Below are 26,977 nucleotides of genomic sequence, written 5' to 3'. Positions count from 1 at the left end.
GCCACCGCGAGGTCCAGCGTGCCGTCGCCGCCCGCCCCGCCCACCGGGCCCGGCGGGAACGCCGCCACGTTCGCCGGGTGCCGCCCCTCCGGCAGCTCCGTCCAGGTGCTCGCGCCCCGGCGGCTGGCCGCGAATCCGCTGTCGCGCAGCAGGTCGTACGCCGCCGTGACCGTGGCCCGGCTGACACCGAGTGCCGACGCCAGCTCGCGCTCCGCCGGCAGCCGGGTGTGCAGCGGGACGCGGCCGTCGAGCAGCAGCGCCCGGATCGCCTGCGCCAGCGCCCGGTACCCCGGCCGCTCCCCGGCCGCCGCCGCGGTCACCAGCTCGGCGAGCCGGCTGCCCCCGAGCCGCCTGTCCACGGAGTGGACCACTCGTACGTCTGCCATGCCAACTCCTGCGTATTGGCCCTGCTGTCCAGGCCAATCAGCGTACAGACTCGGTCGTGCCGACGGTCTTGCGGGCCGTTTTGGCCTGGGTCCGGTCCGATGAGTGGTCGGCGCCAATGGGGACGGAGGAAGCGATGGACGGCATGGACGGGCGTGTGGTGGTCGGGGTCGGCGGGGCCGATGGCTCGGGGGCGGGTCTCGCGGCGCTGCGGGCCGGGGCGCGGGTGGCGCGGCGGGACGGGCGGCGGCTCGTGGTGGTGCTGGCCTGGGAGCCGCCCGAGGGGGAGGCGCTCTACCTGCGGCGGCCCGATCCGGAGTGGGCCCGGCACTGGGAGCGGGACGCCTGGGGGCGGCTCGACGCGGCGTTCGGCGCGGTGTTCGGGGGTGTGCCGGTGGGGGTGGAGGTCGAGCGGCGGGTGGTGCGGGGGCCCGCCGGGCGGGTGCTGTGCGGGGTGGCCTGCCGGCCGGGGGATGTGTTGGTGGTGGGGGCGCGGGGTGGGCGGCGGTGGCGGGGGCGGGTGCGGCGGTATGTCGACGCCCACGCGGTGGGGGCGGTTCTGGTGGTCCGCTCACCCGGGGCGCCGCGGGCGATGCGGCGTGCCTTGCGGCGGGTTTCGGTGGCGGCGCTATCGGCCTGAACGGCCTCGTCCTCAAGCGCCGGACGGGCTATTTCCAGCCCCCGTGGCGGTGGCCCCTACGCCGACGGGGCGGACGCCGCCAGCGCCTCGGAGAGCTCCGCGGCGACCTGCTGCAGAACAGGCACGATCTTCTCCGTGGCGGCCTCCGTGACCCGCCCCGCGGGCCCGGAGATGGAGATGGCCGCCGCGGTGGGCGAGTCCGGCACGGACACGGCAAGACAGCGGACGCCGATTTCCTGCTCGTTGTCGTCGACGGCGTACCCCGCACGCCGGACCTCCTCGAGCGCGTCGAGGAACCCGTCGGCCGTGGTGATGGTCTTCTCCGTGGCGGCGGGCATGCCGGTACGGGCGAGCAGCGCCCGCACCTCCTCGGCGGGCGTGTGCGCGAGCAGCGCCTTGCCGACGCCGGTGGAGTGCGGCAGGACCCGCCGCCCCACCTCGGTGAACATCCGCATCGAGTGCTTGGACGGCACCTGGGCCACGTACACGATCTCGTCGCCGTCGAGCAGCGCCATGTTCGCGGTCTCGCCGGTCTCCTCGACGAGGCGGGCGAGATAGGGCCGCGCCCACGTGCCGAGCAGCCGCGAGGCGGACTCGCCGAGGCGGATCAGGCGGGGGCCGAGCGCGTACCGGCGGTTGGGCTGCTGGCGTACGTACCCGCAGGCGACGAGGGTGCGCATCAGCCGGTGGATGGTCGGCAGCGGCAGCCCGCTGCTGGCGGACAGCTCGCTCAGGCCGACCTCGCCGCCCGCGTCCGCCATCCGCTCGAGCAGGTCGAAGGCGCGCTCAAGGGACTGGACGCCTCCACTCGCGGGGGTCGCGGAGGACTTCGCGGCGTCGGTGGTGCTGGCGCTTGACGTCGGCACGGCGCGTTCCTTTCAGGGCCTTACAGGATGGCAGGCAAGGCAGCAGCCTACCGGGCACTTTCCCGGACAGCCCCGGTGCCGCCGTCACGTCAGTGCCGGTCAGTGGGTGTTTGTCCGGTCTTCCGCGCGGGCTCCGGCGCCTCCTTGACGGTCCGCGTTGTACGTAGCTACGTTCTGGTGTGCGGAATTCTAATTCCACTTTGTGGAAACGTATAGACCCTTGACGGATCAGGGTCCGAGGCGAAGACTTCTTCAACAGAACGTTGAATTCCGCTGGCCGGAGGGCCGGTGGAGGCGAAGAGGCCGCCCGGTCGAGGGACCGGCGGGCCGACAGGCGAACAGAGAGGGGCCGCGGTGTCCGGCGAGGAACTGGTGCTGCGCTCGACGCGCGTCATCACCCCGGAGGGGACGCGCGCCGCGTCCGTCGTCGTCTCGGACGGCACGATCGCGGCGGTGCGCGCGTACGACGCCGCCGTGCCGACGCGCGCCCGCGTCGAGGACTTCGGCGACGACGTGCTGCTGCCCGGTCTCGTCGACACCCACGTGCACGTCAACGACCCGGGCCGCACCGAGTGGGAGGGCTTCTGGACGGCGACGCGCGCCGCGGCTGCCGGCGGCATCACGACCCTCGTCGACATGCCGCTCAACTCCCTGCCGCCGACCACGACGGTGGCGAACCTCCGTACGAAGCGGGAAGTCGCCGCGTCCAAGGCGCACATCGACGTCGGCTTCTGGGGCGGCGCGCTGCCCGGCAACGTCAAGGACCTGCGGCCCCTGCACGACGCAGGCGTCTTCGGCTTCAAGTGCTTCCTCTCGCCCTCGGGCGTGGACGAGTTCCCGGAGCTGACCCAGGATCAACTGGCGGTGTCCATGGGGGAGATCGCCGGGTTCGGCGGCCTGCTCATCGTGCACGCCGAGGACCCGCACGAGCTGGCCGCGGCCCCCGCCAAGGGCGGCCCGCGCTACACGGACTTCCTGCACTCGCGCCCGCGCGTCAGCGAGGACACCGCGATCGAGGGGCTCATCGCCGTCGCGAAGCGCATCGGCGCCCGGATCCACATCCTGCACCTGTCGTCCTCCGACGCGCTGCCGCTGATCGCCGCCGCCAGGCGCGAGGGCGTCCGCCTCACCGTCGAGACGTGCCCGCACTACCTCACCCTCACCGCCGAGGAAGTCCCCGACGGCGCCAGCGAGTTCAAGTGCTGCCCGCCGATCCGCGAGGCCGCCAACCAGGACCTGCTGTGGCAGGCGCTCGCCGACGGCACCATCGACTGCGTCGTGACCGACCACTCGCCGTCCACCATCGACCTCAAGACGGCCGACTTCGCCACCGCGTGGGGCGGCATCTCCGGGCTCCAGCTCAGCCTGCCCGCCGTGTGGACGGCGGCCCGGGAGCGCGGGCACGGCCTCGAGGACGTCGTGCGCTGGATGTCGACGCGCACGGCGGAGCTGGTCGGCCTGGCCCGGAAGGGCGCCATCGAGGCGGGCCGCGACGCCGACTTCGCGGTCCTCGCGCCCGACGAGACCTTCACCGTGGACCCCGCGCGGCTCCAGCACCGCAACCGCGTCACCGCCTACGCGGGCAAGACCCTCAGCGGCGTTGTGAAGTCCACCTGGCTGCGCGGCCAACGCATCGTGTCCGACGGCGAGTTCACCGCGCCGGCGGGCCGACTTCTGGAAAGGAAGAACTGATCACCGTGACGGCGACACCGATACCCCGCTTCACCGGCGACGCGAACCCCTACGGCGGCGGCGAGCCCTACGCCGACTACCGCACCGCCGACTTCCCCTTCACCCAGTACGCCGACCTGGCGGACCGTCAGCTCGGGGCCGGTGTCATCGCCGCCAACGACGAGTTCTTCGCGATGCGCGAGAACCTGCTGCTGCCGAACGACGCCGAGTTCGACCCCGAGCACTTCGGCCACAAGGGCAAGATCATGGACGGCTGGGAGACCCGGCGGCGGCGCGGCGTCTCCGCCGAGCAGCCCTGGCCCACCGAGGACGACCACGACTGGGCGCTCGTCCGGCTCGGCGCGCCCGGCGTCATCCACGGCATCGTCGTCGACACCGCGCACTTCCGCGGCAACTATCCGCAGGCCGTGTCCGTCGAGGGCGCCAACGTCGAGGGCTCGCCGACGCCCGAGGAGCTCCTCGCGGACGGCGTGAAGTGGACAACTCTCGTGCCGCGTACGGCCGTCGGCGGGCACGCCGCGAACGGCTTCGCCGTGGACGTGCCGCAGCGGTTCACGCATCTGCGCGTCAACCAGCACCCCGACGGCGGGATCGCCCGCCTGCGCGTGTACGGCGAGGTCGTCGCCGATCCCGCCTGGCTCGCCGCCCTCGGCACCTTCGACGTCGTCGCCCTGGAGAACGGCGGTCAGGTCGAGGACGCCTCCGACCGGTTCTACTCGCCCGCCACCAACACCATTCAGCCCGGGCGGTCCCGGAAGATGGACGACGGGTGGGAGACGCGGCGGCGCCGCGACCAGGGTCACGACTGGATCCGCTACCGGCTCGCCGCGCAGTCCGAGATCCGCGCCCTGGAGATCGACACCGCCTACCTCAAGGGGAACTCCGCCGGGTGGGCCTCCGTGTCCGTCCGGGACGGCGAGTCCGGCGCGTGGGTCGAGGTCCTTCCGCGCACCCGGCTCCAGCCCGACACCAACCACCGCTTCGTCCTCGCCGCGGCGGCCGTCGGTACGCACGCGCGCGTCGACATCTTCCCCGACGGGGGGATTTCGCGGCTGCGGCTGTACGGGGCGCTTACCGCCTCGGGGGCGGAGGGGTTGACGGCGCGGTATCGGGAGCTGGGGGGCTGAGGTCCGGTCCCTGCCGGGGGCTCCCCAATCCCGCCCCTTCCCGAAATGGTTACGGGAAGGGGCGGGGTTGGGGGCTTCGCAGCCGCGGGCCCTACGCCGCATGCCCCCCGTCCACAGAGAACTCCGCCCCCGTCACATAGGCGGCCTCCTCCCCGGTGAGGTAAGCCACCACGGAAGCCACCTCCCCGGCGGAGCCATAGCGGCCGAGCGCCGTCCCGGCGGCCTGCGCCTCGGCGTAGGGCCCGTCCGCGGGGTTCATGTCGGTGTCGATGGGCCCGGGGTGGACCAGGTTCACGGTGATGCCCCGCTCGCCGAGCTCGCGGGCGAGCGCCTTGGTGAGCCCGATGAGCGCGGCCTTGCTGGTGGCGTACAACGTGCCGCCCGCCCCGGGCACCCGCTGGACCATGCAGGACCCGATGGACACGATGCGCCCGCCCCGCCGCATCCGCCCGGCCGCGGCCTGCGACGCGAGGAACACGCCGCGCACGTTCACGTCGAGCACCCGGTCGATGTCGGCGAGGGCGAGGTCGCCGACGGGGCCGAGCACGCCGACGCCGGCGTTGTTCACGAGGATGTCCAGGCCGCCGAGGTCGTCGGCGGCGCGCTCCACGGCGCCCGCGGCGTCCCCCGCGTCGCCCGCGTCGGCCCGGATCGCGTACCCGCGCCGCCCCATCGACTCGATCTTGGCGACGACCTCACGGGCGGTGTCCTCGCCGTGGACGTAGGTGAACGCCACATCGGCGCCCTCCTGGGCGAGCCGCAGGGCGGTCGCCGCGCCGATGCCGCGGCTGCCGCCGGTCACCAGGGCCGTCTTGCCGGTCAGAGTAGCCATGTCCGTACCTCTATCCGTTCAGACCTCACATAACTGCTTGCGAGTTCAATCAAAGCCGCGGGCGCGGCCGGCGGCTGGCGGCAAACGGACGTCGAGCCCGCGAGGACTTCCGGACCGCGAGGGCGCAGCGAAGGGGCGGGCGTGACGTGAGGAGTCCGGGGGGAGGTGGTTAACTTCCGGAAAATTCAGCGCACTTGACGTTGACACGGCAACCTCTACGCGCGTCATCCTGGGGCCATGCGAATCCCCCCACGGATCATCAGCGTCACTGCCCTCGCCGCCGCCCTGCTCGTCGGCGGCTCCGTCACCGGCGCCGCGAACGCGGCTCCCCAGAAGGCCACGGCCCCCCACTCGGTCGCTGCCCCCGCCCCGGCCGCCTTCTCGGCCGCCGCCGTCGGCGAGATCTGCCACTCGGCCCTGCCGTCCCAGGCGCACGACACGCTCGACCTGATCAAGCAGGGCGGCCCCTACCCGTACCCGCAGGACGGCACCGTCTTCCAGAACCGGGAAGGCATCCTGCCGAAGCAGAACAACGGCTACTACCACGAGTACACCGTCAAGACGCCCGGCTCCCCGGACCGCGGCGCCCGCCGCATCGTCACCGGTGACGCCCAGCAGGAGGACTACTACACCGCTGACCACTACCGGTCGTTCGACCGCGTCGACCACGGCTGCTGAGGCAGGCGCCCAACGGGCCCGAGCTCAGCTCAACTTGCGGCTCTCCGCCGCGGCGAACAGGGCGAAGGCCAGGACGACGAGCGCGATGCTCAGGTAGAGCTCGTAACCGTCGGCGAAGGGCAGATGCTGCACCACGCCCCAGCCGCGCATCCAGCCGGTGAGCTCGTGCACCAGGCCCGCCACACCCTGGAGCAGCAGGACCAGACCGAGAAACTCGAGAAGCTGTTTCATGCACACGAGCCTCGCCCCGTGGACCGCCCACGCACATCGGCCACGGGGCGAGGCCCTGTCCGCCGCAAGGCGCTGCCCGTCGTGCGCCCGGATCACCCAAAGTCTGCCGAGCCCCGACTTTCGTCGATGATCACGGTCGGGGAGCGGGCAGCGGGCCCCGCGGTGCGTAGATTTGTCGATTGTGAAGAGGCGTACGGAGCCCGCGGACGCGGCAGTGGACGGGACCGGGGCGGACTCGGTGGCCCTCAGGCAGTGGTTCCTGCCGTCGGCCGTCGCCGCCGAGCTGGACCCGGACCGGGCCACCGGCAGGACCGGCCGGCACAAGCGGACCGTGCGCGACTGGCTCGTCGACTTCGCCTGCTTCCTGGTCGCCGTCTTCCTCGGGCTGATCATCAGCGACGAGGTGACGCGCAATCCCGCCGTCACCGAGGGCTGGGCCGCGCTCGACCACCTGCTCGGCGCGCTCGCCTGCGCCGGTGTGTGGCTGCGCAGGCGCTGGCCGGTGGGGTTCGCCGCGGCGATGCTCCTCGCCAGCCTGGCGTCGAACACGGCGGGCGGCGCCGCGCTCATCGCCTACTTCACGCTCGCCGTGCACCGCCCGTGGAAGTACTCCGCGTGGTTCGGCGGCGTGGCCGTGGCGCTGATGATCCCCTTCTACATGTGGCGCCCCGACCCGGACCTGCCCTACGTGGTCTCGGTCGTGCTGACCGCGCTGTTCACCGCCACCGCGCTCGCCTGGGGCATGTTCGTGCGCTCCCGGCGCCAGCTCCTGCTGGCCCTGCGGGACCGCGCCCGGCGCGCCGAGAACGAGGCCGCGCTGCGCGCCGAGAAGGCCCAGCAGCTCGCCCGCGACGCCATCGCCCGCGAGATGCACGACGTCCTCGCCCACCGGCTCACGCTGCTCAGCGTGCACGCGGGCGCCCTCGAGTTCCGGCCCGACGCGCCCCGCGAGGAGATCGCCCGCGCGGCCGGGGTGATCCGGGAGAGCGCGCACGAGGCGCTGCAGGACCTGCGGCAGGTCATCGGGGTGCTGCGGGGCGGCGACGCGGACGCCTCGGGGCGGCCGCAGCCCACCCTCGCGGCCCTCGACACCCTCGTCGCCGAGTCCCGCGAAGCCGGCATGAAAGTGGTCCTCGACCTGCGCGTGTCCGACCCGGAATCGGTGCCCGCCGCGATCGGCCGCACCGCGTACCGCATCGCCCAGGAGGGCCTGACCAACGCCCGCAAGCACGCGCCCGGAGCCGAGGTCACCGTCACCGTCACGGGCGTGCGCGGCGAGGGCCTGACGCTGTCCGTCCGCAACCCCGCGCCCCCCGGTGACGTACCGAAGGTGCCCGGTTCCGGGCAGGGCCTCATCGGGCTCACCGAACGCGCCTCCCTCGCGGGCGGCCGGCTCAGCCACGGCGGCGGACCCGGCGGCAGCTTCGCGGTCGAGGCATGGCTGCCGTGGGCGTGACCTCCAAGGCAGCCTGGTGACTTCGCTTACGCACACCTTATGTACGATCGGCCGCCACACACAGAGAGGCGGAGATCGTGACGGGGGAGAGCCCAGTGGGCGCGTCCGGCGGTGCGCCGGGGGACATACCGGATGGCCCGGCGGACATACCGGGCAGTACCGGGGCCCAACGGCTGGTACGGGCAAGGCGGTTGATCAGGACACGGCGAGGGGGAGCGGCCGTCGGCCTCGTGGGCGCGCTGCTCGCGGGCGGGCTCGGCACCTGGGCCACGGACACCTGGCCCTTCGACGGTCGCGACCGCTACTGCTGGGGTGCCTGGGAGGAGGACAGCGGGCCCGGCATCCTCGGCGATGACGGCTTCGAGGGCGACGACGGCCGCGGCCGGGCGTCCACGGGGACCCCGCCGACGTCCCGCGACGCGCGCGGCGAGTGCCGTCTCACGGTCGCCTCCAGCCACACGTACAGCGACGGCGACAAGCGCCGGCAGGACACCACCGTCACGGTGAAATACGGTCCCGCGCCCGAGCCCGCCGCCGACCGCGTCACCTGGCTCGGCGGTTACCTCAGCGGCCGCGCGATGCCCCTGCCCGACGGGCTGCCCGGCGTCGCCGACGGCACGCGCGGGCTCCTCGTGCTGCCGAAGCGGTGCGACACCCGCGACGGGCGGCCGACCGCCGTCACCCTCGACGCGAAGGAGGCGCCGGACCCGGACGACCCGCTGCCCGACAGCCCCCAGCTCGGCGGCTCCCAGGCCGTCGCCGAACTCCTGGTGGCCGCCGCCAACAAGGGGATGGAGGCCGCCGGTTGCGACGGCGGGAAGCCGCTGCGCGTCAGCGGGCCGGTGCCGACGCTGCCCGAGCGCGCGGAGAGCTTCCCCAGGGGGCCCGTCTGCCGCATCCCCGGCCTCGACGTCGAGGCCGACCTCGACAAGGAGACCGCGATGCGCCTGAACTACCAGGTCGGCCCGGTCACCGACGACCTGCAGTCCTGCTCCGCGGAGATCGGCCGCTCCCTGCGGCTCGGCGAGCGCGAGGACCAGCACCTCTTCGACGCCGTGATGGTGCGTGAGCCCCGGATCGCGGCGCTCCTCGACGGCGCCGCGGGCACCAAGGCGCCCGGGAAGGGCTGGCGGGGCACCGGAACCTTCGCCTCCGACCATCGGTTCGTGCAGGCCGGCTGCGCCGGACGGCCCACGTCCTTCCTGATGCTCGGCACGCCGACCGGGGCCACGTCCGAATACTTCGCCACGTTCACCAACGCGGTGGCGCGGCGCCTGGGCTGCGCACCGGTCGCGCCGGCCGCCGACGAGGAGGGGAGCCGTCGATGAGTGACGTAGACAAGAAGGGGGACACGGGGGACACGGGGGACACGAGGGAGAAGCCCCTCGGCGTGCTCGCCGCCGCCATCGCCGCCGCCCCGCCCCCCTGGTGGCACTGGCGCCGCCTCCGCCGCCTCGCCCGCCAGCGTTGGACGCCCGTCGTCGCCGCGGCCGTCGCGGGCGTGCTGCTCGGCGGGACCGTCGTGGCCTGGCAGGCCGAGGCCGGGCCCTTCCACGAGGAACGGGCGTGCTGGGGCGCGCTCGACGAGGACGACGTCGCGGACGTCTTCCACGGCAAGCGGGACATCGAGTCCTCCGAAGTGGGCGTCAGCTTCGACCGCATCTCTTCGGAGGGCCCGTCCGGCCTGTGCGAACTGAAGTCGCCGCGCGGCATGCGCGTGCGCGCGCAACTGCACCGGCTCGACGACCGGTTCGGCGGCGCGGGCGACAAGTGGGCCGACGAGTACCTGTCCGCGCGGATGGCACCGCTCGGCGGCGGACTGCTCGGCATGGCGTCGGACACGCGCGCGTGGCTCGCGATACCGGAGGGCTGCATCGGCCGTCCCAGCGAGGACGACGGCCCCCTCGTCATCGACATGGAGGCGGGCTGGACGACGTACGACGATGCCGTCGACACCGACGAACGCGCCCGGCTCGCGCGCGCCGTCGTCAAGCTCGTCAACGCCTACATGGCCGACCAGGGCTGCGACAGCGCCATCGGCGACCCGACGGACCGGCTCGCCGCGCCCGCGCGGTTCCTCGACGAGAAGCGGGACGCCATCTGCGGCATCAAGGGCCTCGGCCTGCCGGGGAAGGGGGTCGGCGGCCGCTACGACCGGCCGCTGGTCACCAAGGGCGACGACGCCCCCGTCCGCACCTGCGACCGGGACGTCCTCTTCGGCCACCCGTCACTGCGCCTGATGACGGTCGAGGACCCGCGGCTCGCGGTGCTCTACAAGGGCCTGTCGTTCGACGGAGGCAAGGAGGTCAAGGCCGTCGGGGACACCAAGGACGAGGTGCGCGGGCGCGGCTTCCTGCGCGAGGACATGGGGCTGTACCAGGCTTCCTGCCAGACCGGTGAGGTCACCTTCCTGGTCCGGGCGGACGACGGCCGCCGGGCCGCGGACGTCCGCAGGCTGCTGCCGCGGTACGTCGCCCTGGAGGCGGAGCGCATCGGGTGCGGGCCGCTGCGCCTCGTGCTGCCGTCGTGACCGGGCCCGGCCGTGCGGGCGCGGGGTCCACGGCTCGTTACGGTAGGCGCATGAAACCCATCAGGCTGCTGCTCGTCGACGACGACCCGCTGGTCCGCGCCGGGCTCTCCTTCATGCTCGGCGGCGCCGAGGACATCGAGATCGTGGGAGAGGCGGGGGACGGCAGCGAGGTCGCCGCGCTCGTCGGCGAGGTCCGGCCCGACGTCGTCCTGATGGACATCCGGATGCCGACGATGGACGGGCTCGCCGCCACCGAGGAACTGCGCAAGCGGCCCGACGCACCCGAGGTCGTCGTCCTCACCACCTTCCACGCCGACGAGCAGGTGCTGCGCGCGCTGCGGGCCGGGGCCGCCGGGTTCGTCCTCAAGGACACCGCGCCGGCCGAGATCGTGTCGGCGGTGCGGGCGGTGGCCGCCGGCGAGCCGGTGCTCTCGCCCACCGTGACGCAGCAGTTGATCTCCCAGGTGGCCGGGGGCGGCCCCGAACTCGACCGGAGGCGGCGGGCGCTCGGGCGGCTCGACGCGCTGGGGGAGCGGGAGCGGGAGGTCGCCGTGGCCGTGGGCCGGGGCGCGTCCAACGCGGACATCGCCGCGGAGCTGTACCTGAGCGTGGCCACCGTGAAGGCACACGTCTCGCGCGTCCTCACCAAGCTCGACCTCAACAACCGCGTCCAGATCGCCCTCCTGGTCCACGACGCGGGCCTGCTGAACGAGGGGTGAGCCGGTTCCGGCCGTAGGGGGGTGAGCAGGTTCCGGCCGTACGCGGCGCGGTCCGGCCGCGAACCCGGGAACTCGGCCCGCCCGGCCGCGCGTTGAGCGGATGACGAGTGGATACGGCAACCGGAGGGGGAGGGGCATGGCGGAGAGCGTCGACCTCGCTGCGTACGGACCCCGCTTCACCACCGACCCCCACGCCGTCTACGCGGACCTCCGCGCCCTGGGCCCGGTCCACCGCGTCCGCTTCCCACCGCCCGACGACGACGGGGACGTCCACCTGATCGTCGGGTACGAAGAGGCGAGGGCGGCCCTCGCCGACCCCCGCCTGGTCAAGTCCGCCTCGGCGGTGGGCGTCCGGTTCCCCGACGAGGAGCTGATCGGCACCCACCTGCTGATGGCGGACCCGCCCCAGCACACCCGCCTGCGCAAGCTCATCGCCCGCGAGTTCACCGCCCGTCGTGTCGAGGCGCTGCGCCCCCGGATCCAGCAGATCACCGACGGCCTCCTGGACGAGATGCTCGCCGCGGGCGACCGCGCCGACCTCGTCGAGGCCCTCGCCTTCCCGCTGCCCATCACGGTCATCTGCGAACTCCTCGGGGTTCCCGACATGGACCGCGCGGCGTTCCGCGCGATGTCGAACGCGGCCGTCGCCCCGCCCACCACCGAGGTGTGGCAGTCGGCCCTGGCGGACATCACCGCCTATCTCGACGAGTTGATCGAGACCAAGCGCGCCGCCGCCCCGGGCGACGACCTGCTCGGCGCCCTGATCCGCACGACGGCGGAGGACGGCGACCGGCTCTCGGCGCGCGAGCTGCGCGCGATGGCCTTCCTGCTGCTGATCGCGGGCCATGAGACGACGGTCGGCCTCATCTCCAACGCGGTGCACGCCCTGCTCACCCACCCCGGTCAACTCGCCGAGCTGCGCGCCGACATGAGCCTCCTGGACGGCGCCGTCGAGGAGACCCTGCGACACGAGGGGCCAGTGGAGAACGCGACGTACCGCTTCGCCGCCGAGCCCGTCGAGATCGGCGGCACGGTGATACCGGCGGGCTCCGCCGTCATCGTCGGCCTCGCCGCGGCCGACCGCGACCCGGACCGCTTCCCCGCCCCCGACGACTTCGACATCCACCGCGCCCCGCAGGGACATGTGGCCTTCGGGCACGGCATCCACTTCTGCCTGGGCGCCCCGCTCGCCCGCCTGGAGGGGAAGGTCGCGCTCGGCTCGCTCCTGGAGCGCTGCCCGCGCCTGGCCCTGGACGGCGCCCCGCCAAAGTGGCAGCCGGGGATGCTGATGCGGGGCATGCGTCACCTGGGCGTGCGGTGGTAGAAGTCGCCCTATGACGGAACACGACCAAGGACACGGCACGGAGCAAGGACCCGGCCCCGCCGGGGCACTCGACCTCGCTCTTGCCCACAAGACCCTCGCCGCCCAGCCCTTCAGCCTCCTCGTGGGCGCCGAGGTCACCGCCTTCGGGGACGGCGCGGCCACGCTGGAGATCCCCGTGCGCGGCGAACTCCTCCAGCAGAACGGCTTCGTGCACGGCGGCGTGCTGGCGTACGCGGCGGACAACGGCATCACGTTCGCCGCCGGCACCGCGCTCGGCCCCGCGGTCCTGACGTCGGGGTTCTCCATCCAGTACGTACGCCCCGCGACCGGCGTCAGGCTGGTGGCCCGCGCGACGGTCGCGCACGCGACCCGCCGTCAGGCCGTCGTCCGCTGCGACGTGTTCGCGGTGGCCGACGACGGCGCCGAGTCGCTGTGCGCGATGGCCCAGGGCACGGTCCGCACGGCGACGACCTGAGCCGCGCCGCGTCGACCCGAGCCGCGCGGCGTCGACCTGAGCCGTCCGCCGCCCGCCCGCCCCGCCGCCCGAGGGGACGCTCAGCCCCCGTCGATCTCCGCCATCCGCACCGGCCGCCGCTCGGCCCGCGACCGCTCGCACGCCTCCGCGATCCGCAGCGCGTGCAGCGCCTCGCGGCCGTCGCAGGGGTTGTCCCGCTCGCCGCGCACGACGTCCACGAACGCGGCGAGCTCCGCTTCGTACGCGGGCGCGAAGCGCTCCAGGAAGCCCGGCCACGGCTTGTCGGGGGCGGCCGGGCCGTCCGGCTCGGCGGAGGTCAGCGGGGTGCGGTCGGTCACGCCGACAGCCAACTGGTCGTCCTCGCCCGCGAGTTCCATGCGTACGTCGTAGCCCGCGCCGTTGCAGCGCGTCGCCGTCGCCGTGGCCAGCGTCCCGTCGTCGAGGGTGAGCAGCACCGCGGCCGTGTCGACGTCACCCGCCTCGCGGAACATCGCGGGTCCGGCGTCGGACCCCGTCGCGTACACCTCCACCACCTCACGGCCCGTCACCCAGCGCAGTATGTCGAAGTCGTGCACCAGGCAGTCGCGGTACAGGCCGCCGGAGAGCGGCAGATAGGCGGCGGGCGGCGGCGCCGGGTCCGACGTCATGGCCCGCACCGTGTGCAGCCGCCCGAGCCGTCCCGCGCGCACGGACTCGCGCGCCGCCGCGTACCCGGCGTCGAAGCGCCGCTGGAAGCCGAGCTGCAGCACCGTGCCCGCCGCCTCGACCTCGGCGAGCGCGGCCAGAGTGCCCGGCAGGTCGAGCGCGATGGGCTTCTCGCAGAACACGGGAAGGCCCGCCCGCGCCGCCCTGCCGATCAGCTCCGCGTGCGCCGACGTCGCCGCCGTGATCACCAGGGCGTCCACCCCGGAGCCCGGCGTCCCGGGGGAGTCCGCCGCCGCGAACAGCGCGTCCACCGAAGGCGCCGCCTCCGCTCCCACCCGGGCCGCGAGGTCCGCCGCCCGAACGGCGTCCACGTCCGCGACGACGAGTGACTCCACCTCCGGACGGCGGACCAGGGCCGCCGAGTGGAAGGTGCCGATACGTCCCGTTCCGATCAGTCCGATGCGCATGGGCCCACCCTCGCCAGCCGCCCGCGTTCCTGTCAATGGTTTGTCCTGACAACAGAACTTCCGAACTTCCCGTCATCATCTCCCCGGACTACGCTCACCCCGTGACCGAACCAGCAGCAGCAAAAGCCGCGAAACCGGCCGTGGACCCCACCGTGGCCCTGCATCTCGGCGTCGACCGCAGCAGCCCGGTCCCGCTGTACTTCCAGCTCGCGCAGCAACTGGAGGCGGCGATCGAGCGCGGCGCCCTGACCCCCGGCAGCCTCCTCGGCAACGAGATCGAGCTGGCAGGCCGCCTCGGCCTGTCCCGGCCCACCGTCCGCCAGGCCATCCAGTCCCTCGTCGACAAGGGCCTCCTCGTGCGCCGCCGCGGCGTCGGCACCCAGGTCGTGCACAGCCAGGTCAAGCGCCCGCTGGAGCTCAGCAGCCTCTACGACGACCTGGAGGCGGCCGGACAGCGCCCCGAGACCCGCGTCCTGCGCAACGTCGTCGAGCCCGCGAGCGCCGAGACCGCGGCCGCCCTCGGAGTCCCCGAGGGCAGCGACGTACACCTGGTGGAGCGGCTGCGCCTCGCGCACGGCGAGCCCATGGCGCACCTGCGCAACCACATCCCGGCCGGACTGCTCCCGCTGGACACCGAGCGCCTGGAGGCCACCGGGCTCTACCGCCTGATGCGCGCCGCGGGCATCACCCTGCACAGCGCCCGGCAGTCCGTCGGCGCCCGCGCCGCCGGGGCCGACGAGGCCGGGCTGCTCGCCGAGTCCGAGGGCGCGCCGCTGCTCACGATGCAGCGCACGACCTTCGACGACACCGGCCGCGCGGTCGAGTTCGGCTCGCACATCTACCGGGCCTCGCGGTACTCCTTCGAGTTCCAGCTTCTCGTGCGGCCGTAGGAAGCCTCGTACGGCCGTAGCAAGCCTCCTGCGGCCGGGACTGTCCCCGCAGCCGTAAGAATGTTCTGACAAAGTCATTGACGCTGCCGGGGCGCACCGCTAAAACTCCCACCAGCCGCACGGGGCGGCCGGGAGAAGAGGTGGACCCACCATGCGCACAGCCCGCACGGCAGCAGCCCTCATCGCGGTCGTCGCGCTCGCGGCAGGCTGCAGCAGCTCAGGTGGCAAGGACGACGAGAGCGACGGCGGGAGCGGTGGCGGCGGCAAGGCCGTGGACACCCCGCGCCTGAAGATCGCGATGGTGACGCACTCCGGCGAGGGCGACACCTTCTGGGACATCGTCCAGAACGGCGCCAAGGAGGCGGCGAAGAAGGACAACGTCGAGTTCCTGTACTCCAACGACAAGGAGGGCAAGGGCCAGGCGGAGCTCGTCCAGACCGCGATCGACAAGAAGGTCGACGGGATCGTGGTGACGCTCGCCAAGCCGGAGGCGATGAAGAGCGTGCTCGGCAAGGCGCGGGCGGCCGGCATCCCGGTCGTCACGATCAACTCGGGGGCTGAGTTCTCCGCCCGCTTCGGCGCGCTGAGCCACATCGGGCAGGACGAGTCCGTGGCGGGCGAGGCCGTCGGCGACGAGCTGACCGGGCGCGGCAAGAAGAAGGCACTGTGTGTCATCCACGAACAGGGCAACGTCTCGCTGGAGCAGCGCTGTGCGGGCGTGAAGAAGACCTTCGGCGGGGCGGTGGAGAACCTGAACGTCGACGGCACCAACGCGCCCGGCGCCCAGTCGTCCATCAGCGCGAAGCTGCAGGCGACCAAGGGCATCGACGCGGTCGTCACCCTGGGCGCGCCGATCGCCGCGGTCTCCGTGAAGGCCAAGGAGGACGCGGGCAGCGAGGCCGAGATCGACACCTTCGACCTGAACGCCGAGGTGGTCAAGCGGCTCAAGGCGGACGAGGTCGGCTTCGCCGTCGACCAGCAGCCCTATCTCCAGGGCTACCTCGCGATCGACGAGCTGTGGCTGTACCGGACCAACGCGAACGTCCTCGGCGGCGGCAAACCGGTCCTGACCGGCCCCGCCGTGGTCACCAGGAAGGACGTGCCGAAGCTGGAGAAGTACACCGCGCGCGGTACCCGATGACCACACGGGTGATCCGCGTGACCGATACTTGGGCGGCCGGGTCCGGGCAGCGGACCCGGCCGCACCGAGAAGCACGGCAGGTCGCGGCTGGGCCGCGAGCACTGCGAAACGCACTGCAAACACTGCAAAGCAAGAAGGGCACGGCGACGTGGCAAGGGTTGGGACTGGAGTACGTGCGGTGGGTGCCGTGCTGGTGGCGGTGCTCGGGGCGTCCCTCGTGGGCTGCAGCAGCACCGGGGGCAAGCGCGCCGAGGACGCGCGCAAGGCATCTCAGGCGCAGGGCAAGGCGGCGGTGAACACGCCCCGCTGGACCTTCGCGATGGTCACGCACTCGGGCGACGGCGACACGTTCTGGGACATCGTCCAGAACGGCGCCAAGCAGGCGGCCGTGAAGGACAACATCAACTTCCTGTACTCGCACGACGACGAGGCGCAGCAGCAGGCCCAGCTCGTGGACGCGGCCATCGACAAGAAGGTCGACGGCATCATCGTCACGCTGGCCAAGCCGGACGCGATGAAGGCCGCCGTGGCCCGCGCCGAGAAGGCCGGCATCCCGGTGATCACGGTGAACTCGGGCTCGGAGGAGTCCAAGAAGTTCGGCGCCCTGACCCACATCGGCCAGGACGAGACGATCGCGGGCGAGGCCGTCGGCGAGGAGCTGACCAAGCGCGGCAAGAAGAAGGCCCTGTGCATCCTGCACGAGCAGGGCAACGTGGGCCACGAGCAGCGCTGCGAGGGCGCCAAGTCCACCTTCAAGGGCAAGATGCAGAACCTGTACGTGACGGGCACCAACATGCCCGACGTGCAGTCCGCCATCGAGGCCAAGCTCCAGTCCGACGAGGACATCGACGCCGTCGTCACGCTCGGCGCGCCCTTCGCCGACACCGCCGTGAAGGCCAAGGAGGGCGCCGACAGCAAGGCCGAGATCGACACCTTCGACCTCAACGAGAAGGTCGCCGCGGGCCTGAAGTCCGGCGCGCTCGGCTTCGCCGTGGACCAGCAGCCGTACCTCCAGGGCTACCAGGCCGTGGACCTGCTGTGGCTGTACAAGTACAACGCCGATGTGCTCGGCGGCGGCAGGCCGGTCCTCACCGGACCGCAGATCATCACCAAGGATCAGGCCGCCGAGCTGGAGGAATACGCGAAGCGGGGGACCCGATGAGCACGACAGCACCCGCACCCGGGAAGCCGGCGACCGACGAGCGGCTGCTCAAGACCTCGCCGCTGAAGAAGTTCCTCGGCCGGCCCGAGCTGGGCTCGGTCGTGGGCGCCGTCGCGGTGTTCCTGTTCTTCGCGGTCGTCGCGGACAGCTTCCTGCGCGCCGCGAGCCTGGCCACCGTCCTGTACGCGGCGTCCACGATCGGCATCATGGCGGTGCCGGTGGCGCTGCTGATGATCGGCGGCGAGTTCGACCTGTCGGCGGGCGTCATGGTCACGACGTCCGCGCTGATCTCGTCGATGTTCAGCTACCAGATGACGGCGAACGTCTGGGTCGGCGTGGGCGTGTCCCTCCTGGCCACCCTCGCCATCGGCGTCTTCAACGGCGTGATGCTGATCCGCACGGACCCGCCGAGCTTCATCATCACGCTCGGTACGTTCCTGATGCTCACCGGCATGAACCTGGGCTTCACCAAGCTGATCAGCGGCACCGTCTCCACCAAGTCGATCTCCGACATGGAGGGCTTCTCCTCCGCCAAGGACGTCTTCGCCTCCACGATCACCATCGGCGACGTCGACTTCAAGATCACCATCGTGTGGTGGCTCGCCATGATCGCGGTCGCCACCTGGATCCTGCTGCGCACCCGCGCCGGCAACTGGATCTTCGCGGTCGGCGGCGGCGAGCAGGCGGCCCGCGCGGTCGGCGTGCCGGTGGGCCGCACCAAGATCGGCCTGTACATGGGCGTCGCCTTCGGCGCCTGGGTCTCCGGCCAGCACCTGCTGTTCAACTACGACGTCGTGCAGTCCGGCGAGGGCGTCGGCAACGAACTGATCTACATCATCGCGGCCGTCATCGGCGGCTGCCTGATCACCGGCGGCTACGGCTCGGCGGTCGGCGCCGCCGTCGGCGCCCTGATCTTCGGCATGACCAGCAAGGGCATCGTGTACGCCGAGTGGAACCCGGACTGGTTCAAGTTCTTCCTCGGAGCGATGCTGCTCCTCGCGACCCTGCTGAACGCCTGGGTCCGCAAGCGCGCGGAGGCGACGAAATGACGACTGAGGCCGCAGACACCACCGAGGCGCCCGCCCCGGGCGACCGCACGCCCCTCGTCGAGCTCGACGCCGTCAGCAAGTACTACGGCAACATCCGGGCCCTCGAAGGCGTCTCCCTCGAAGTGCACGCCGGGGAGATCTCCTGCGTGCTCGGCGACAACGGCGCCGGCAAGTCCACCCTCATCAAGATCATCGCGGGTCTGCACCAGCACGATGCGGGCACCTTCCGCATCGAGGGCGAGGACACCAGGCTCTCCAGCCCCCGCGAGGCCCTGGACCGCGGCATCGCGACCGTCTACCAGGACCTGGCCGTCGTCCCGCTGATGCCGGTCTGGCGGAACTTCTTCCTCGGCTCCGAGCCGACGAAGGGGGTGGGCCCCCTCAAGCGCATGGACGTCGACGTCATGCGCCGGACCACGCACGCCGAGCTGCTCCGCATGGGCATCGACCTGCGCGACGTGGACCAGCCCATCGGCACGCTGTCCGGCGGCGAGCGCCAGTGCGTGGCGATCGCCCGCGCCGTGTACTTCGGCGCGAAAGTTCTCGTCCTGGACGAGCCGACGGCGGCTCTTGGCGTGAAGCAGTCCGGCGTCGTCCTCAAGTACGTCGCCGCCGCCCGCGACGCCGGGCTCGGCGTGGTCTTGATCACCCACAACCCGCACCACGCGTACCTGGTCGGCAACCGTTTCGTCCTCCTCAAGCGCGGCACGATGTCTGGCAGCCATGCCCGCGACGAGATCACCCTCGACGAACTTACCCGCCAGATGGCGGGTGGCTCAGAGCTGGACGACCTCCGTCACGAGCTAGAACGGGCTCCGGAGCCCGACCTCAAGGAACACGGGGACGCCCCGTAGGCGCACCGGGCCCCGTAAGGGGCGCGGGGAACTGCGCGACCAGCCACGAACAAGCCGCAGACGCGTCTGCCGAGGACTGAGCAGACGCGTCTGCGGCTTTTCTTCGGCTGAGCGCGCAGTTCCCCGCGCCCCTGAGGGAACCAGACCTCCCCCGCCCGGAAGTGCGGGGCACCTCAGCCCCCGGGGCCCGACCGGGGTGTGCCCAGCACCCCGGTCCCGTTGTGCGCGCCCCCGCGAGAGTGAGGCAGAATCGGCGCGATGAGCACCTACCGCGACCTCACGCACCGCGGCTCCGCACGAGCCACCGTTCTGCGGACCGTGGGCACGCGTGAGCGCCGTTCCCATCTGACGGCGCCCCGCGTGCCCACCGTCGGCATCGACATCGGGGGCACGAAGGTGATGGCGGGCGTCGTGGACGCCGACGGCAACATCCTGGAGACCCTGCGCACCGAGACGCCGGACAAGTCCAAGAGCCCCAAGGTGGTCGAGGACACCATCGTCGAGCTGGTCCTGGACCTGTCCGACCGGCACGACGTGCACGCCGTCGGCATCGGCGCCGCGGGCTGGGTGGACGCGGACCGCAACCGCGTCCTGTTCGCCCCGCACCTTTCCTGGCGCAACGAACCCCTGCGCGACCGCATCTCCGGCCGCCTCGCGGTCCCCGTGCTCGTGGACAACGACGCGAACACCGCCGCGTGGGCCGAGTGGCGCTTCGGCGCCGCCCGCGGCGAGGACCACCTGGTCATGATCACCCTCGGTACCGGCATCGGCGGCGCCATCCTGGAGGAGGGCCAGGTCAAGCGCGGCAAGTTCGGCGTCGCGGGCGAGTTCGGCCATATGCAGGTCGTGCCCGGCGGCCACCGCTGCCCGTGCGGCAACCGCGGCTGCTGGGAGCAGTACAGCTCCGGCAACGCCCTGGTCCGCGAGGCCCGCGAGCTGGCGGCCGCGGACTCCCCGGTGGCGTACGGCATCATCGAGCGCGTCAAGGGCAACATCCCGGACATCACCGGACCGGTCATCACCGAGCTGGCCCGCGAGGGCGACGCGATGTGCGTCGAGCTGCTCCAGGACATCGGCCAGTGGCTCGGCGTCGGCATCGCGAACCTGGCGGCGGCCCTCGACCCGTCCTGCTTCGTCATCGGCGGCGGCGTCAGCGCGGCCGACGACCTGCTCATCGGCCCGGCCCGGGACGCCTTCCGCCGCCACCTCACCGGCCGCGGCTACCGCCCCGAGGCCCGCATCGCCCGCGCCCAGCTCGGCCCCGAGGCCGGCATGGTGGGCGCCGCCGACCTGGCCCGCCTGGTGGCCCGCCGCTTCCGCCGCGCCAACCGCCGCCGCGTCGAGCGCTACGAACGCTATGAGCGTTACGCCGAGGCCCGCCGCTCCAACGACCGCACCGCCCAGGGATCCCAGTAGATGACCGTGCCCCGCCAGCCCTCGTCCCCGGACCTGCCGGGCCCGCCCGGCCCCGGCGACCGGGAGCGGCGTCCCCCGGAGGACCGCCGCCACATGATCCGCCGCCGCTGGCTCACGGCGACGATCATCGTGCTGCTCATCGGCGTGCCCGCCGTCTATCTGCTGATCTCCGCGAACCAGAGCCGCAACAGCGGCCGCGACAAGGAGAAGAAGTACTCCGCGACCGGCCTCACCGCCGGCTGGCCCTCCAAGGTCCAGCGCCGCCTGTACGACGTGCCGATCCCGCCGTACTCCGAAGAGGTCGCCTACTACGAGACGAACAACTGGCGCACCAGCCGCCTCTACGTCCAGTTCCTCACCAGCAACAAGGGCCTGGACAAGTTCCTCAAGGAGACCGGCACCGGCCAGGGCGTGAGCGCGCTGAAGCCGGACGACTTCACCATCAGCAAGCGCGACCAGAAGGTCGTCGGCTGGGAGTTCACCGGCCCCGGCCCCTGGTACGGCGTCACCCACCAGCAGAAGAACCCGACGCCCACGCAGGACATCGTGGTGAACCGCTCCAACCCCAGGCATCCGATGGTGTACGTCGTGTCGACGACCACGCCGTAGTCCCGGCGTACGAAGTCGCGGCCGCACCGCGCGCGCAGGGAGCCGAGGCCGTGGCGGGTGCCGCCGCGGCCTCGTAGCATGTCGCCATGATCCTCAGCCTGAGCAGCCCCGCCATCGGCGCCCTTCGGGCCCGCGCGCTGCCCGCGCCCGGCTGTTGTTGATCTTCTCGTCCGTCGCTCCGTAGCAGCTCCACGCTCCCGTACGCCGCCGCGTCACCCACGTCCGCACGGCGCACGGGACTTCGCGCACCCGAGAGACCGTCGTACCCGCCCGCCACGCCCACCGCGGAAGGCCGCCTCATGACGCCCAGGGAACCGCTCACCGAAACCGCCTACGACCGCCGACGCCTCAGGCAGTGGCTCGCCGGGAAGGCCCGCGCCGACGGCGTCGGGCGCCGGGACGTGCTGCGGCTCGCCGCCGCCGCGGGCCTCGCGGCGTCCGTCCCCGCCGCGCTCGCCGCCCCGCACGCGACCGCCGCGACGGCGTCGGGCATCGTCAAGCCGCTGCCCGAAGAGCTGTTCACGGTGCGCGGCACGAACGCCGAGACGAAGTTCGCGTCGCTGGCGGGCACCGGACATCTGACCCCCGCCTCCCACTTCTTCGTACGCAACCACACCACGACCCCGCGGCTGGACGCCGCCGCCTGGAAGCTCACGGTCTGGGGCGACGGACTGACCGGCGGGGCAAGGGAGTTCACGCTCGCCGACCTCGCGCGGCTGCCGTCGACGACGCGCACGGCGTACGTGGAGTGCGCGGGCAACGGGCGGAGTCTCTTCGCGACCCAGCAGGGGCAGCCCGTGGCGGGCACGGCCTGGACGCTCGGCGCGATCGGCACCGCGCGCTGGCGCGGCGTCCGGCTGGCCGAAGTCCTGCGCCGCGCGGGCCTGTCGCACCGCGCGGTGGACATCATGCCGCGTGGCCTCGACGACGACTACGTGACGGCGGACGGCACGAACCTCGGCCGGGTGCGCCGCCCGCTGCCGCTCGCCAAGGCCCTGGACGACGTGCTCCTCGCGTACGAGATGAACGGCGAGCCGCTGCCGCCCGACCACGGCCACCCCGTGCGCGTCCTCGTGCCGTCCTGGGTCGGCATCGCGTCCGTGAAGTGGGTCGGCGACATCGAGGTGTCGGCGACCCCGCTCTACTCGCCCTGGAACACCGACTTCTACCGCCTGTTCGGGCCCGGGCAGCCGGCGGAGGGCTCGGCCCCGCTCACCCGTCAGGCGCTCAAGTCGGTCTTCGAACTCCCTTGGAACGCGAGCCTGCGCGCCGGTGAGCGGCACCGCCTGACCGGCCGCGCCTGGTCCGGCGGCGGCGCCGTGGCCCGCGTCGACGTCAGCACGGACCACGGCACCACATGGCGCCGCGCGCGCCTGCACGACGTACCCCGGCCCGGCTCCTGGGTGCGCTGGTCCGCCGACTGGCGTCCGCGCACCCCCGGCCCGGCGGTGCTGCTCGCCCGCGCCACGGACACGTCGGGCCGCACCCAGCCGGACACCACCGCGCACAACGCGCAGGGGTACCTGTTCGACGCGGTGGTGCGGCATCCGGTGACAGTGGAGTGAGGGTGCGGCGGGGCGGCGTGCCGACTGCCGATGGGCGGGCGCCTGCTGAGTAGGTGTCAGGCGCCCAGCGGACGTCTCCTGCTGAGTACGTGTCAGGCGCCAGCGGGCGGCCGCTTGATGAGGGCGTGTCAGGCGTCGGCCGTCCGCCACTTCTCGTACGCCGCCACCGCCACCGCCAGGTCCTCCCAGGCCATGCCCGCCGACTTGAACAGGCGCGGGCGGTCGGCGTCGACGGGCACCTCGCCGCGTGCCAGTTCGGGCAGGGTGCGCAGCCGCCCGAGGTCGAACTCCGCGACGGCCACGGCCTGCACGATGTCGCCGCACTCGCGCATCGCCACGGACCGGGACTCGGCGACGACCGTGGCCCGGCCGAGCAGCCGCTCGTCGACCTCCCGCGCGTCGGGCTCGTGCGAGCCGACGGCGACGACCGTCGCGTGCGGGGCGAGCAGCGCGCTGTCGAACAGCGGCTCGCGCGCCGTCGTGCAGCAGCACACGACGTCGGCGCCCGCGACGTCCTGCGGTGCCGCGGACGCCGCCTCAAGACCCGCATCCCGGCACCGCTCCACGAACGCGGCCACGCGCTCCCGGTCGCGCCCCACGACGTCCACGTGCGCGAGGCCGGGGCGCACCGCCCGTACCGCCTCCACGTGCCCCCATGCCTGCGGCCCCGTCCCGAACACGAGCAGCCGCCGGACCTCCGGCACGGCGAGCCGCCGGATCGCCGCACCCGACACGGCGGGCGTGCGCAGCGAGGTGAGGGCGATGCCGTCGAGCAGGGCCAGGGGCTGGTGGGTGGCGCCGTCGAGCAGGAGGTAGAGGCCCTGGATGCGGGGGAGCCCGCGGGCGGGGTTGCCGGGGGTCACGGACGCCACCTTCACGCCCGCGTACGCAGCGGTCGACGAGGGCATGAGCAGGAGCTGACCCCCCGTCACGCCGACGACGGACCGCGCGGGTTCGGCCTCCGGGTCGAGTCCGCCGCCGACCAGCACTTCCTCGACGGCGTCGACGGCGGCACCCATCGGGACGAGCCGGGCGAGCGCGGCGGCGTCGAGATGGGGGAGCGGCGAGGGCGGGACGGAATGGGGGGCTTCGGGGTGTGGGGTCATCGTCATCCGGTGATCCTCACCGAAGGCGCCGTACCGAAACGCCGGGACCGGCCATGGAGTCGCCCCGTCGCTGGTGTGCGACGGGGCGATGGGCGCCGCCTCCCCGTCATGCGGAGACGGCGGCGTATCAAGTTGTGGGAGGCGGCACGGCCGTGCGCGGCACTCGCCGACTGGTCAGTGGTTCTTGCACTTGTTGCCGGTTGCGGGGTTGAGCAGCCCGAGGACGTCCACGGTGTTGCCGCAGAGGTTGAGGCCGAGGTTGACGGGGACCTGGATGGCGTTGCCGCTCAGGACACCGGGAGAGTTGGCCACTTTGGCGCCTGCTCCGGCGTCGGCCATGGCGGTGCCGGCGCCGCCTGCGACGGTGACGACGGCCAGGGCGGCTGCGGCGAGGATCGTGCGGTTACGCATGGGCTTACCTCCAGATGAGGAAAAGTCGTACATTCGAGCCTCACCGCGGGGCAGTACCGGAGAAACGAAGCCTGATCTGTCTGGCCTACCCGTTCCGCTCTTCCAGGGGCCTGTTTAGGCCAAGTCGGTGGCGGCCGGGGGAGGGTGCGGGGGCGGCGGCGACGGAATGCTCACTCGATCCCTTCCAGGAACGGCACGATCGCGTCGATGAAGCGCTCGTTCCGGTCGCCTACCACCATGTGCCCCGCGTCGGCCACATCGACGCGCCGGGCATGGGGGACCCGGTCGCAGAACTGCTCGGCGATGTCGCCGCGTACCACGTCGCTGACCCCGCCGCGGACGAGCAGGATCGGCACGCCGGTGCGGCGCGCGGCGTCGAGGAGGCGCTCCGCCATGCCGGGCGGGTCCATCCGGCCCTCGAAGCTGTCCAGCATTCGGGGGTCCCAGTGCCAGACCCAGCGATCGCCGTGGCGCCGCAGGTTGTTGCGTATCCTCTCGGGGTCGTCCGGGCGTGGGCGATGCGGCAGGTAGGCGGACACCGCCGCGGCCGCTTCCCCGACGTCGGCGAATCCGTCCGGCCTGCGGCGCATGAACTCGGTGATCCGGCGAACCCCGCGGGGATCGGGCCGATGGGCGACGTCGACGAGGACGAGGGCGCGGACCGCCGCTCCGGGTGCCTCTCCGGCGGCGAGCAGCGAACTCAGCCCGCCGAGCGAGGCACCGATGAGCACCGGCCGCTCGCCGAGTTCGGCGACCAGCGCCCGGACGTCGTCGGCGAACAGGCCGAGGTCGTAGACACCGTCGGCCGACCACGCGCTGGTGCCGTGCCCGCGCAGGTCCGGGGCGACGACCCGCCAGCCGAGGGCGGCCAGTCGGGGGCCGGTCCGATCCCAGGCGTGCCGCGTCTGGCCGCCGCCGTGCAGCAGGACGAGGGGAGGGGAGGCCGCCTCGCCCCACACGTCCGCCGTGAGCAGGACCCCGCCGTGGCCCACGAAGTGCCGCGTCTGTGGCGGCGCGCCGGCCGTCATACGGCGCCCCGGCTCCGCAGCGGTGCCAGCAGCCGGTCGCGGTGGGGATCCGCGGCCGCCGCGGCGAGTGCGACGTCCAGCGCGAACAGAGCACGCGCGAGGAACCGGTCGTCGTCGATCAGGCCGGCGACCCACTGGTGCAGCGCGCCCACGCACGAGGTGCCGACCACGGACGCCAGCGCGTCGGTGTCGATGTCGGCGCGCAGGAGGCCCTGCGTCCGTGCGTCCGCCAGCGCCCGGCGGAGCTGGGTGAGCGGACTGCGGCGGAGCACGAGGCCGCTCTCCTCCCACTCCCGCACCATGCGACGCGAGACGACCGGGTCGTCCACGAACAGCTGGACGGTCGACCTGACGACGTCGCTCGGACCACCGGCTGCCAACGCCGCGAGGCGGCCCTCGAGTTCGTCCATGAACCCGGCGGCGAGGGCCTCCCAGATCTTGTCGCGCGGTCCGACCAGGTTGTACACGGTGGCCGGGGCGACCCCCGCCCGCTCGGCGATCCGCTCGGTACTGAGCACCGACTCCGGTCTGTCACGCAGGAGTTCGCGCGCCGCGTCGAGGATCCGGGCCCGCCGCTGGGCCTTGTGCCGCTCACGCAGCCCTCCTTCGACCGTCTGCATAGGCGGGCACCCCTTCCCTGAAACTTAGAGAGGCTTCTAACTTTAGAGACTCCTCCGGATTCCGCAAGGCTCAGTCGCCAGTCGCCAGTCGCCAGTCGCCAGCCAGTCGCCAGTCGCCAGTCGCCAGTCGCGTGCGCGCGGTTGCGGGAGGCTTGTCCGAAGGTGCACCGTTCGGGGCGCCCCGGGCACTTCGTCCGCTGATCAAGCCGCTAGCCTCCGTACGCATGACCGATTCTCAAACTCACGACCGGCTCGCGGATGAGCTCGCGAGACCGCCGGCCCGGCGCGTCCTGCGGTTCGCCGCAGGCGCCACCGCGGCCTTACTCGTCGCCGACCTCGCCACGCGCGCGTACAACCACTACGACTCCATACCGACCGTCCGCAGGTTCGTGAACGTCGACCTCGAGGCCAACCTGGCGACCTGGTGGAACAGCACGCTGCTGCTGGCCGTGGCGGGCATGGCGCTGACCGCCGCGCTGCTCAGCGGGCGCGGCGCGCGCCCGGGGCGGCGGTCCTGGCTGGGCCTCGCCGCCGCGACCGCGCTGCTCAGCATCGACGAGACGGCCTCCTTGCACGAGCGCCTCGGCGAGGTCGGCAAGTCGTGGAAGGAGTGGGCCGGGGGCTCGCTGCCCACGCACGCCTGGGTGTTGCCCGGCGCGGTCCTCGCGGCGGCGGGCACGGTGTGCGCCGTGCTGTGGGCGCGGAAGCTCTCGCGTGACCTGCGGTACGGGCTCCTCGGCGCACTGGGGGTGTATCTGGGCGGGGCGCTGCTGACCGAGGCGTTCAACGGGTGGGCGCACGCCCACAGCCACAGCACCGTGCTCATGCTGGGCACGCTCGTGGAGGAGGGGCTGGAGATGAGCGGCTGCCTCGTCGCCCTCGCCGTCCTCGGCCGGTACGTGGTGCTGGAGCACGACCCGGCGTCCGGGCGCGCGGCGGTCCGGCTGCGGGACGGTTAGGGCGTGTCCGGCCGGCGCGCGGACCAGGGGGAGAGGTCCGCGATGTTCCGGCACTCGGCGTTCCCGTACGGCGACCGGCCCTTCGCGTGACAAGGTCGATG

Annotated in this window: 28 protein-coding genes; 19 read left to right on the top strand and 9 right to left on the bottom strand. The window is 72.8% G+C overall.

What is annotated here, in order from left to right; all coding sequences use genetic code 11:
- On the bottom strand, positions 1-386 hold a 386-nt coding region (locus STRAU_RS21350), incomplete at its 3' end, for a GntR family transcriptional regulator (RefSeq protein ID WP_158692107.1).
- A gap of 134 nt (positions 387-520) precedes the next feature.
- Here STRAU_RS21350 and STRAU_RS21345 point away from each other — a divergent pair.
- Positions 521-1,024: a universal stress protein gene (locus STRAU_RS21345; protein ID WP_259299951.1), complete on the top strand. Its 504-nt coding sequence runs from the start codon at positions 521-523 to the stop codon at positions 1,022-1,024.
- Positions 1,025-1,080: 56 nt separating this feature from the next.
- Here STRAU_RS21345 and STRAU_RS21340 read toward each other — a convergent pair whose 3' ends face one another.
- Positions 1,081-1,890 carry an IclR family transcriptional regulator gene (locus tag STRAU_RS21340; RefSeq protein ID WP_016642453.1) on the bottom strand — a complete coding sequence of 270 codons (810 nt, stop codon included), beginning with the start codon at positions 1,888-1,890 and terminating at the stop codon, positions 1,081-1,083.
- 354 nt (positions 1,891-2,244) lie between these two features.
- Between STRAU_RS21340 and allB the strand changes: the two genes are divergently transcribed.
- On the top strand, positions 2,245-3,582 hold the full coding sequence (gene allB, locus STRAU_RS21335) for an allantoinase AllB (protein ID WP_016642451.1): 1,338 nt from the start codon (positions 2,245-2,247) through the stop codon (positions 3,580-3,582).
- Positions 3,583-3,587: 5 nt separating this feature from the next.
- Positions 3,588-4,709 carry an allantoicase gene (alc, locus tag STRAU_RS21330; RefSeq protein WP_016642452.1) on the top strand — a complete coding sequence of 374 codons (1,122 nt, stop codon included), beginning with the start codon at positions 3,588-3,590 and terminating at the stop codon, positions 4,707-4,709.
- A 91-nt stretch (positions 4,710-4,800) separates the two neighbouring features.
- Here the strand turns inward: alc and STRAU_RS21325 are convergent, their stop codons facing one another.
- Positions 4,801-5,541 carry an SDR family oxidoreductase gene (locus STRAU_RS21325; RefSeq protein WP_016642450.1) on the bottom strand — a complete coding sequence of 247 codons (741 nt, stop codon included), beginning with the start codon at positions 5,539-5,541 and terminating at the stop codon, positions 4,801-4,803.
- A gap of 237 nt (positions 5,542-5,778) precedes the next feature.
- Here STRAU_RS21325 and STRAU_RS21320 point away from each other — a divergent pair, with 237 nt between their 5' ends.
- Positions 5,779-6,219, top strand: a complete 441-nt coding sequence (locus tag STRAU_RS21320; RefSeq protein WP_016642449.1) for a guanyl-specific ribonuclease — start codon at positions 5,779-5,781, stop codon at positions 6,217-6,219.
- Positions 6,220-6,243: 24 nt separating this feature from the next.
- Here STRAU_RS21320 and STRAU_RS21315 read toward each other — a convergent pair whose 3' ends face one another.
- On the bottom strand, positions 6,244-6,450 hold the full coding sequence (locus tag STRAU_RS21315) for a hypothetical protein (protein ID WP_016642448.1): 207 nt from the start codon (positions 6,448-6,450) through the stop codon (positions 6,244-6,246).
- Between the two features lie 214 nt (positions 6,451-6,664).
- On the opposite strand from STRAU_RS21315, the gene STRAU_RS21310 reads away from it, so the two are divergent.
- From STRAU_RS21310 to STRAU_RS21285, 6 genes are all read left to right on the top strand, one after another.
- Positions 6,665-7,906, top strand: a complete 1,242-nt coding sequence (locus STRAU_RS21310; protein WP_016642447.1) for a sensor histidine kinase — start codon at positions 6,665-6,667, stop codon at positions 7,904-7,906.
- 191 nt (positions 7,907-8,097) lie between these two features.
- Positions 8,098-9,234 (top strand): hypothetical protein, encoded by a 1,137-nt coding sequence (locus STRAU_RS21305; RefSeq protein WP_203227444.1) that lies wholly within the window; start codon positions 8,098-8,100, stop codon positions 9,232-9,234.
- Entirely contained in the window at positions 9,231-10,436 is a 1,206-nt protein-coding gene (locus STRAU_RS21300) for a hypothetical protein (protein WP_016642445.1), read from the top strand. Before STRAU_RS21305 ends, STRAU_RS21300 begins: the two co-directional genes overlap by 4 nt.
- 50 nt (positions 10,437-10,486) lie before the next feature.
- On the top strand, positions 10,487-11,155 hold the full coding sequence (locus tag STRAU_RS21295) for a response regulator (protein ID WP_016642444.1): 669 nt from the start codon (positions 10,487-10,489) through the stop codon (positions 11,153-11,155).
- 136 nt (positions 11,156-11,291) lie between these two features.
- Positions 11,292-12,479 (top strand): cytochrome P450 family protein, encoded by a 1,188-nt coding sequence (locus tag STRAU_RS21290; protein WP_016642443.1) that lies wholly within the window; start codon positions 11,292-11,294, stop codon positions 12,477-12,479.
- A gap of 10 nt (positions 12,480-12,489) precedes the next feature.
- Positions 12,490-12,954, top strand: a complete 465-nt coding sequence (locus STRAU_RS21285; RefSeq protein ID WP_016642442.1) for a PaaI family thioesterase — start codon at positions 12,490-12,492, stop codon at positions 12,952-12,954.
- A gap of 80 nt (positions 12,955-13,034) precedes the next feature.
- Here the strand turns inward: STRAU_RS21285 and STRAU_RS21280 are convergent, their stop codons facing one another.
- Entirely contained in the window at positions 13,035-14,066 is a 1,032-nt protein-coding gene (locus STRAU_RS21280) for a Gfo/Idh/MocA family protein (RefSeq protein WP_016642441.1), read from the bottom strand.
- Positions 14,067-14,206: 140 nt separating this feature from the next.
- Here STRAU_RS21280 and STRAU_RS21275 point away from each other — a divergent pair, with 140 nt between their 5' ends.
- The 8 genes from STRAU_RS21275 (at position 14,207) to STRAU_RS21240 (ending at position 22,752) form a co-directional block, all read left to right on the top strand.
- Positions 14,207-14,956 (top strand): GntR family transcriptional regulator, encoded by a 750-nt coding sequence (locus tag STRAU_RS21275; RefSeq protein ID WP_037660918.1) that lies wholly within the window; start codon positions 14,207-14,209, stop codon positions 14,954-14,956.
- A 151-nt stretch (positions 14,957-15,107) separates the two neighbouring features.
- The gene (locus STRAU_RS21270; RefSeq protein WP_016642439.1) at positions 15,108-16,097 is read left to right on the top strand and encodes a sugar ABC transporter substrate-binding protein; all 990 of its coding nucleotides are present in this window, start codon (positions 15,108-15,110) and stop codon (positions 16,095-16,097) included.
- 148 nt (positions 16,098-16,245) lie between these two features.
- A complete protein-coding gene (locus tag STRAU_RS21265; RefSeq protein WP_203227443.1) occupies positions 16,246-17,259 on the top strand; it encodes a sugar ABC transporter substrate-binding protein in 1,014 nt (337 codons plus the stop codon).
- Positions 17,256-18,308, top strand: coding sequence for an ABC transporter permease (locus tag STRAU_RS21260; RefSeq protein WP_016642437.1), 1,053 nt, complete (start codon positions 17,256-17,258; stop codon positions 18,306-18,308). Before STRAU_RS21265 ends, STRAU_RS21260 begins: the two co-directional genes overlap by 4 nt.
- Positions 18,305-19,162 carry an ATP-binding cassette domain-containing protein gene (locus STRAU_RS21255; RefSeq protein WP_016642436.1) on the top strand — a complete coding sequence of 286 codons (858 nt, stop codon included), beginning with the start codon at positions 18,305-18,307 and terminating at the stop codon, positions 19,160-19,162. Before STRAU_RS21260 ends, STRAU_RS21255 begins: the two co-directional genes overlap by 4 nt.
- 258 nt (positions 19,163-19,420) lie before the next feature.
- Positions 19,421-20,578 (top strand): ROK family glucokinase, encoded by a 1,158-nt coding sequence (locus tag STRAU_RS21250; RefSeq protein WP_016642435.1) that lies wholly within the window; start codon positions 19,421-19,423, stop codon positions 20,576-20,578.
- Positions 20,579-21,187 (top strand): hypothetical protein, encoded by a 609-nt coding sequence (locus STRAU_RS21245; RefSeq protein WP_016642434.1) that lies wholly within the window; start codon positions 20,579-20,581, stop codon positions 21,185-21,187.
- A 299-nt stretch (positions 21,188-21,486) separates the two neighbouring features.
- Positions 21,487-22,752 carry a sulfite oxidase gene (locus STRAU_RS21240; RefSeq protein WP_016642433.1) on the top strand — a complete coding sequence of 422 codons (1,266 nt, stop codon included), beginning with the start codon at positions 21,487-21,489 and terminating at the stop codon, positions 22,750-22,752.
- A gap of 128 nt (positions 22,753-22,880) precedes the next feature.
- Here STRAU_RS21240 and STRAU_RS21235 read toward each other — a convergent pair whose 3' ends face one another.
- The 4 genes from STRAU_RS21235 to STRAU_RS21220 form a co-directional block, all read right to left on the bottom strand.
- Positions 22,881-23,864 (bottom strand): ornithine cyclodeaminase family protein, encoded by a 984-nt coding sequence (locus STRAU_RS21235; protein WP_016642432.1) that lies wholly within the window; start codon positions 23,862-23,864, stop codon positions 22,881-22,883.
- A gap of 168 nt (positions 23,865-24,032) precedes the next feature.
- Entirely contained in the window at positions 24,033-24,269 is a 237-nt protein-coding gene (locus STRAU_RS21230) for a chaplin (protein ID WP_016642431.1), read from the bottom strand.
- Positions 24,270-24,439: 170 nt separating this feature from the next.
- A complete protein-coding gene (locus STRAU_RS21225) occupies positions 24,440-25,297 on the bottom strand; it encodes an alpha/beta fold hydrolase (RefSeq protein ID WP_052029182.1) in 858 nt (285 codons plus the stop codon).
- A complete protein-coding gene (locus STRAU_RS21220; protein ID WP_016642429.1) occupies positions 25,294-25,917 on the bottom strand; it encodes a TetR/AcrR family transcriptional regulator in 624 nt (207 codons plus the stop codon). Before STRAU_RS21220 ends, STRAU_RS21225 begins: the two co-directional genes overlap by 4 nt.
- Positions 25,918-26,141: 224 nt before the next feature.
- On the opposite strand from STRAU_RS21220, the gene STRAU_RS21215 reads away from it, so the two are divergent.
- Entirely contained in the window at positions 26,142-26,876 is a 735-nt protein-coding gene (locus tag STRAU_RS21215) for a hypothetical protein (RefSeq protein ID WP_016642428.1), read from the top strand.
- Positions 26,877-26,977: the final 101 nt, after the last annotated feature.

The organism is Streptomyces aurantiacus JA 4570 (genome assembly GCF_000414115.1).
Taxonomy (GTDB): domain Bacteria; phylum Actinomycetota; class Actinomycetes; order Streptomycetales; family Streptomycetaceae; genus Streptomyces; species Streptomyces aurantiacus_A.
Note: the sequence above shows the minus strand (reverse complement) of the source record. Positions and strands in the feature narration are given on the sequence as shown.

Coding starts and splice junctions, on each gene's coding strand:
- STRAU_RS21345 (WP_259299951.1), top strand. CDS start 521: ATGGACGGCATGGACGGGCGTGTGGTGGTCGGGGTCGGCGGGGCCGAT.
- STRAU_RS21325 (WP_016642450.1), bottom strand. CDS start 5,541: ATGGCTACTCTGACCGGCAAGACGGCCCTGGTGACCGGCGGCAGCCGC.
- STRAU_RS21320 (WP_016642449.1), top strand. CDS start 5,779: ATGCGAATCCCCCCACGGATCATCAGCGTCACTGCCCTCGCCGCCGCC.
- STRAU_RS21315 (WP_016642448.1), bottom strand. CDS start 6,450: ATGAAACAGCTTCTCGAGTTTCTCGGTCTGGTCCTGCTGCTCCAGGGT.
- STRAU_RS21300 (WP_016642445.1), top strand. CDS start 9,231: ATGAGTGACGTAGACAAGAAGGGGGACACGGGGGACACGGGGGACACG.
- STRAU_RS21295 (WP_016642444.1), top strand. CDS start 10,487: ATGAAACCCATCAGGCTGCTGCTCGTCGACGACGACCCGCTGGTCCGC.
- STRAU_RS21290 (WP_016642443.1), top strand. CDS start 11,292: ATGGCGGAGAGCGTCGACCTCGCTGCGTACGGACCCCGCTTCACCACC.
- STRAU_RS21285 (WP_016642442.1), top strand. CDS start 12,490: ATGACGGAACACGACCAAGGACACGGCACGGAGCAAGGACCCGGCCCC.
- STRAU_RS21280 (WP_016642441.1), bottom strand. CDS start 14,066: ATGCGCATCGGACTGATCGGAACGGGACGTATCGGCACCTTCCACTCG.
- STRAU_RS21270 (WP_016642439.1), top strand. CDS start 15,108: ATGCGCACAGCCCGCACGGCAGCAGCCCTCATCGCGGTCGTCGCGCTC.
- STRAU_RS21260 (WP_016642437.1), top strand. CDS start 17,256: ATGAGCACGACAGCACCCGCACCCGGGAAGCCGGCGACCGACGAGCGG.
- STRAU_RS21255 (WP_016642436.1), top strand. CDS start 18,305: ATGACGACTGAGGCCGCAGACACCACCGAGGCGCCCGCCCCGGGCGAC.
- STRAU_RS21250 (WP_016642435.1), top strand. CDS start 19,421: ATGAGCACCTACCGCGACCTCACGCACCGCGGCTCCGCACGAGCCACC.
- STRAU_RS21245 (WP_016642434.1), top strand. CDS start 20,579: ATGACCGTGCCCCGCCAGCCCTCGTCCCCGGACCTGCCGGGCCCGCCC.
- STRAU_RS21240 (WP_016642433.1), top strand. CDS start 21,487: ATGACGCCCAGGGAACCGCTCACCGAAACCGCCTACGACCGCCGACGC.
- STRAU_RS21235 (WP_016642432.1), bottom strand. CDS start 23,864: ATGACGATGACCCCACACCCCGAAGCCCCCCATTCCGTCCCGCCCTCG.
- STRAU_RS21230 (WP_016642431.1), bottom strand. CDS start 24,269: ATGCGTAACCGCACGATCCTCGCCGCAGCCGCCCTGGCCGTCGTCACC.
- STRAU_RS21225 (WP_052029182.1), bottom strand. CDS start 25,297: ATGACGGCCGGCGCGCCGCCACAGACGCGGCACTTCGTGGGCCACGGC.
- STRAU_RS21220 (WP_016642429.1), bottom strand. CDS start 25,917: ATGCAGACGGTCGAAGGAGGGCTGCGTGAGCGGCACAAGGCCCAGCGG.
- STRAU_RS21215 (WP_016642428.1), top strand. CDS start 26,142: ATGACCGATTCTCAAACTCACGACCGGCTCGCGGATGAGCTCGCGAGA.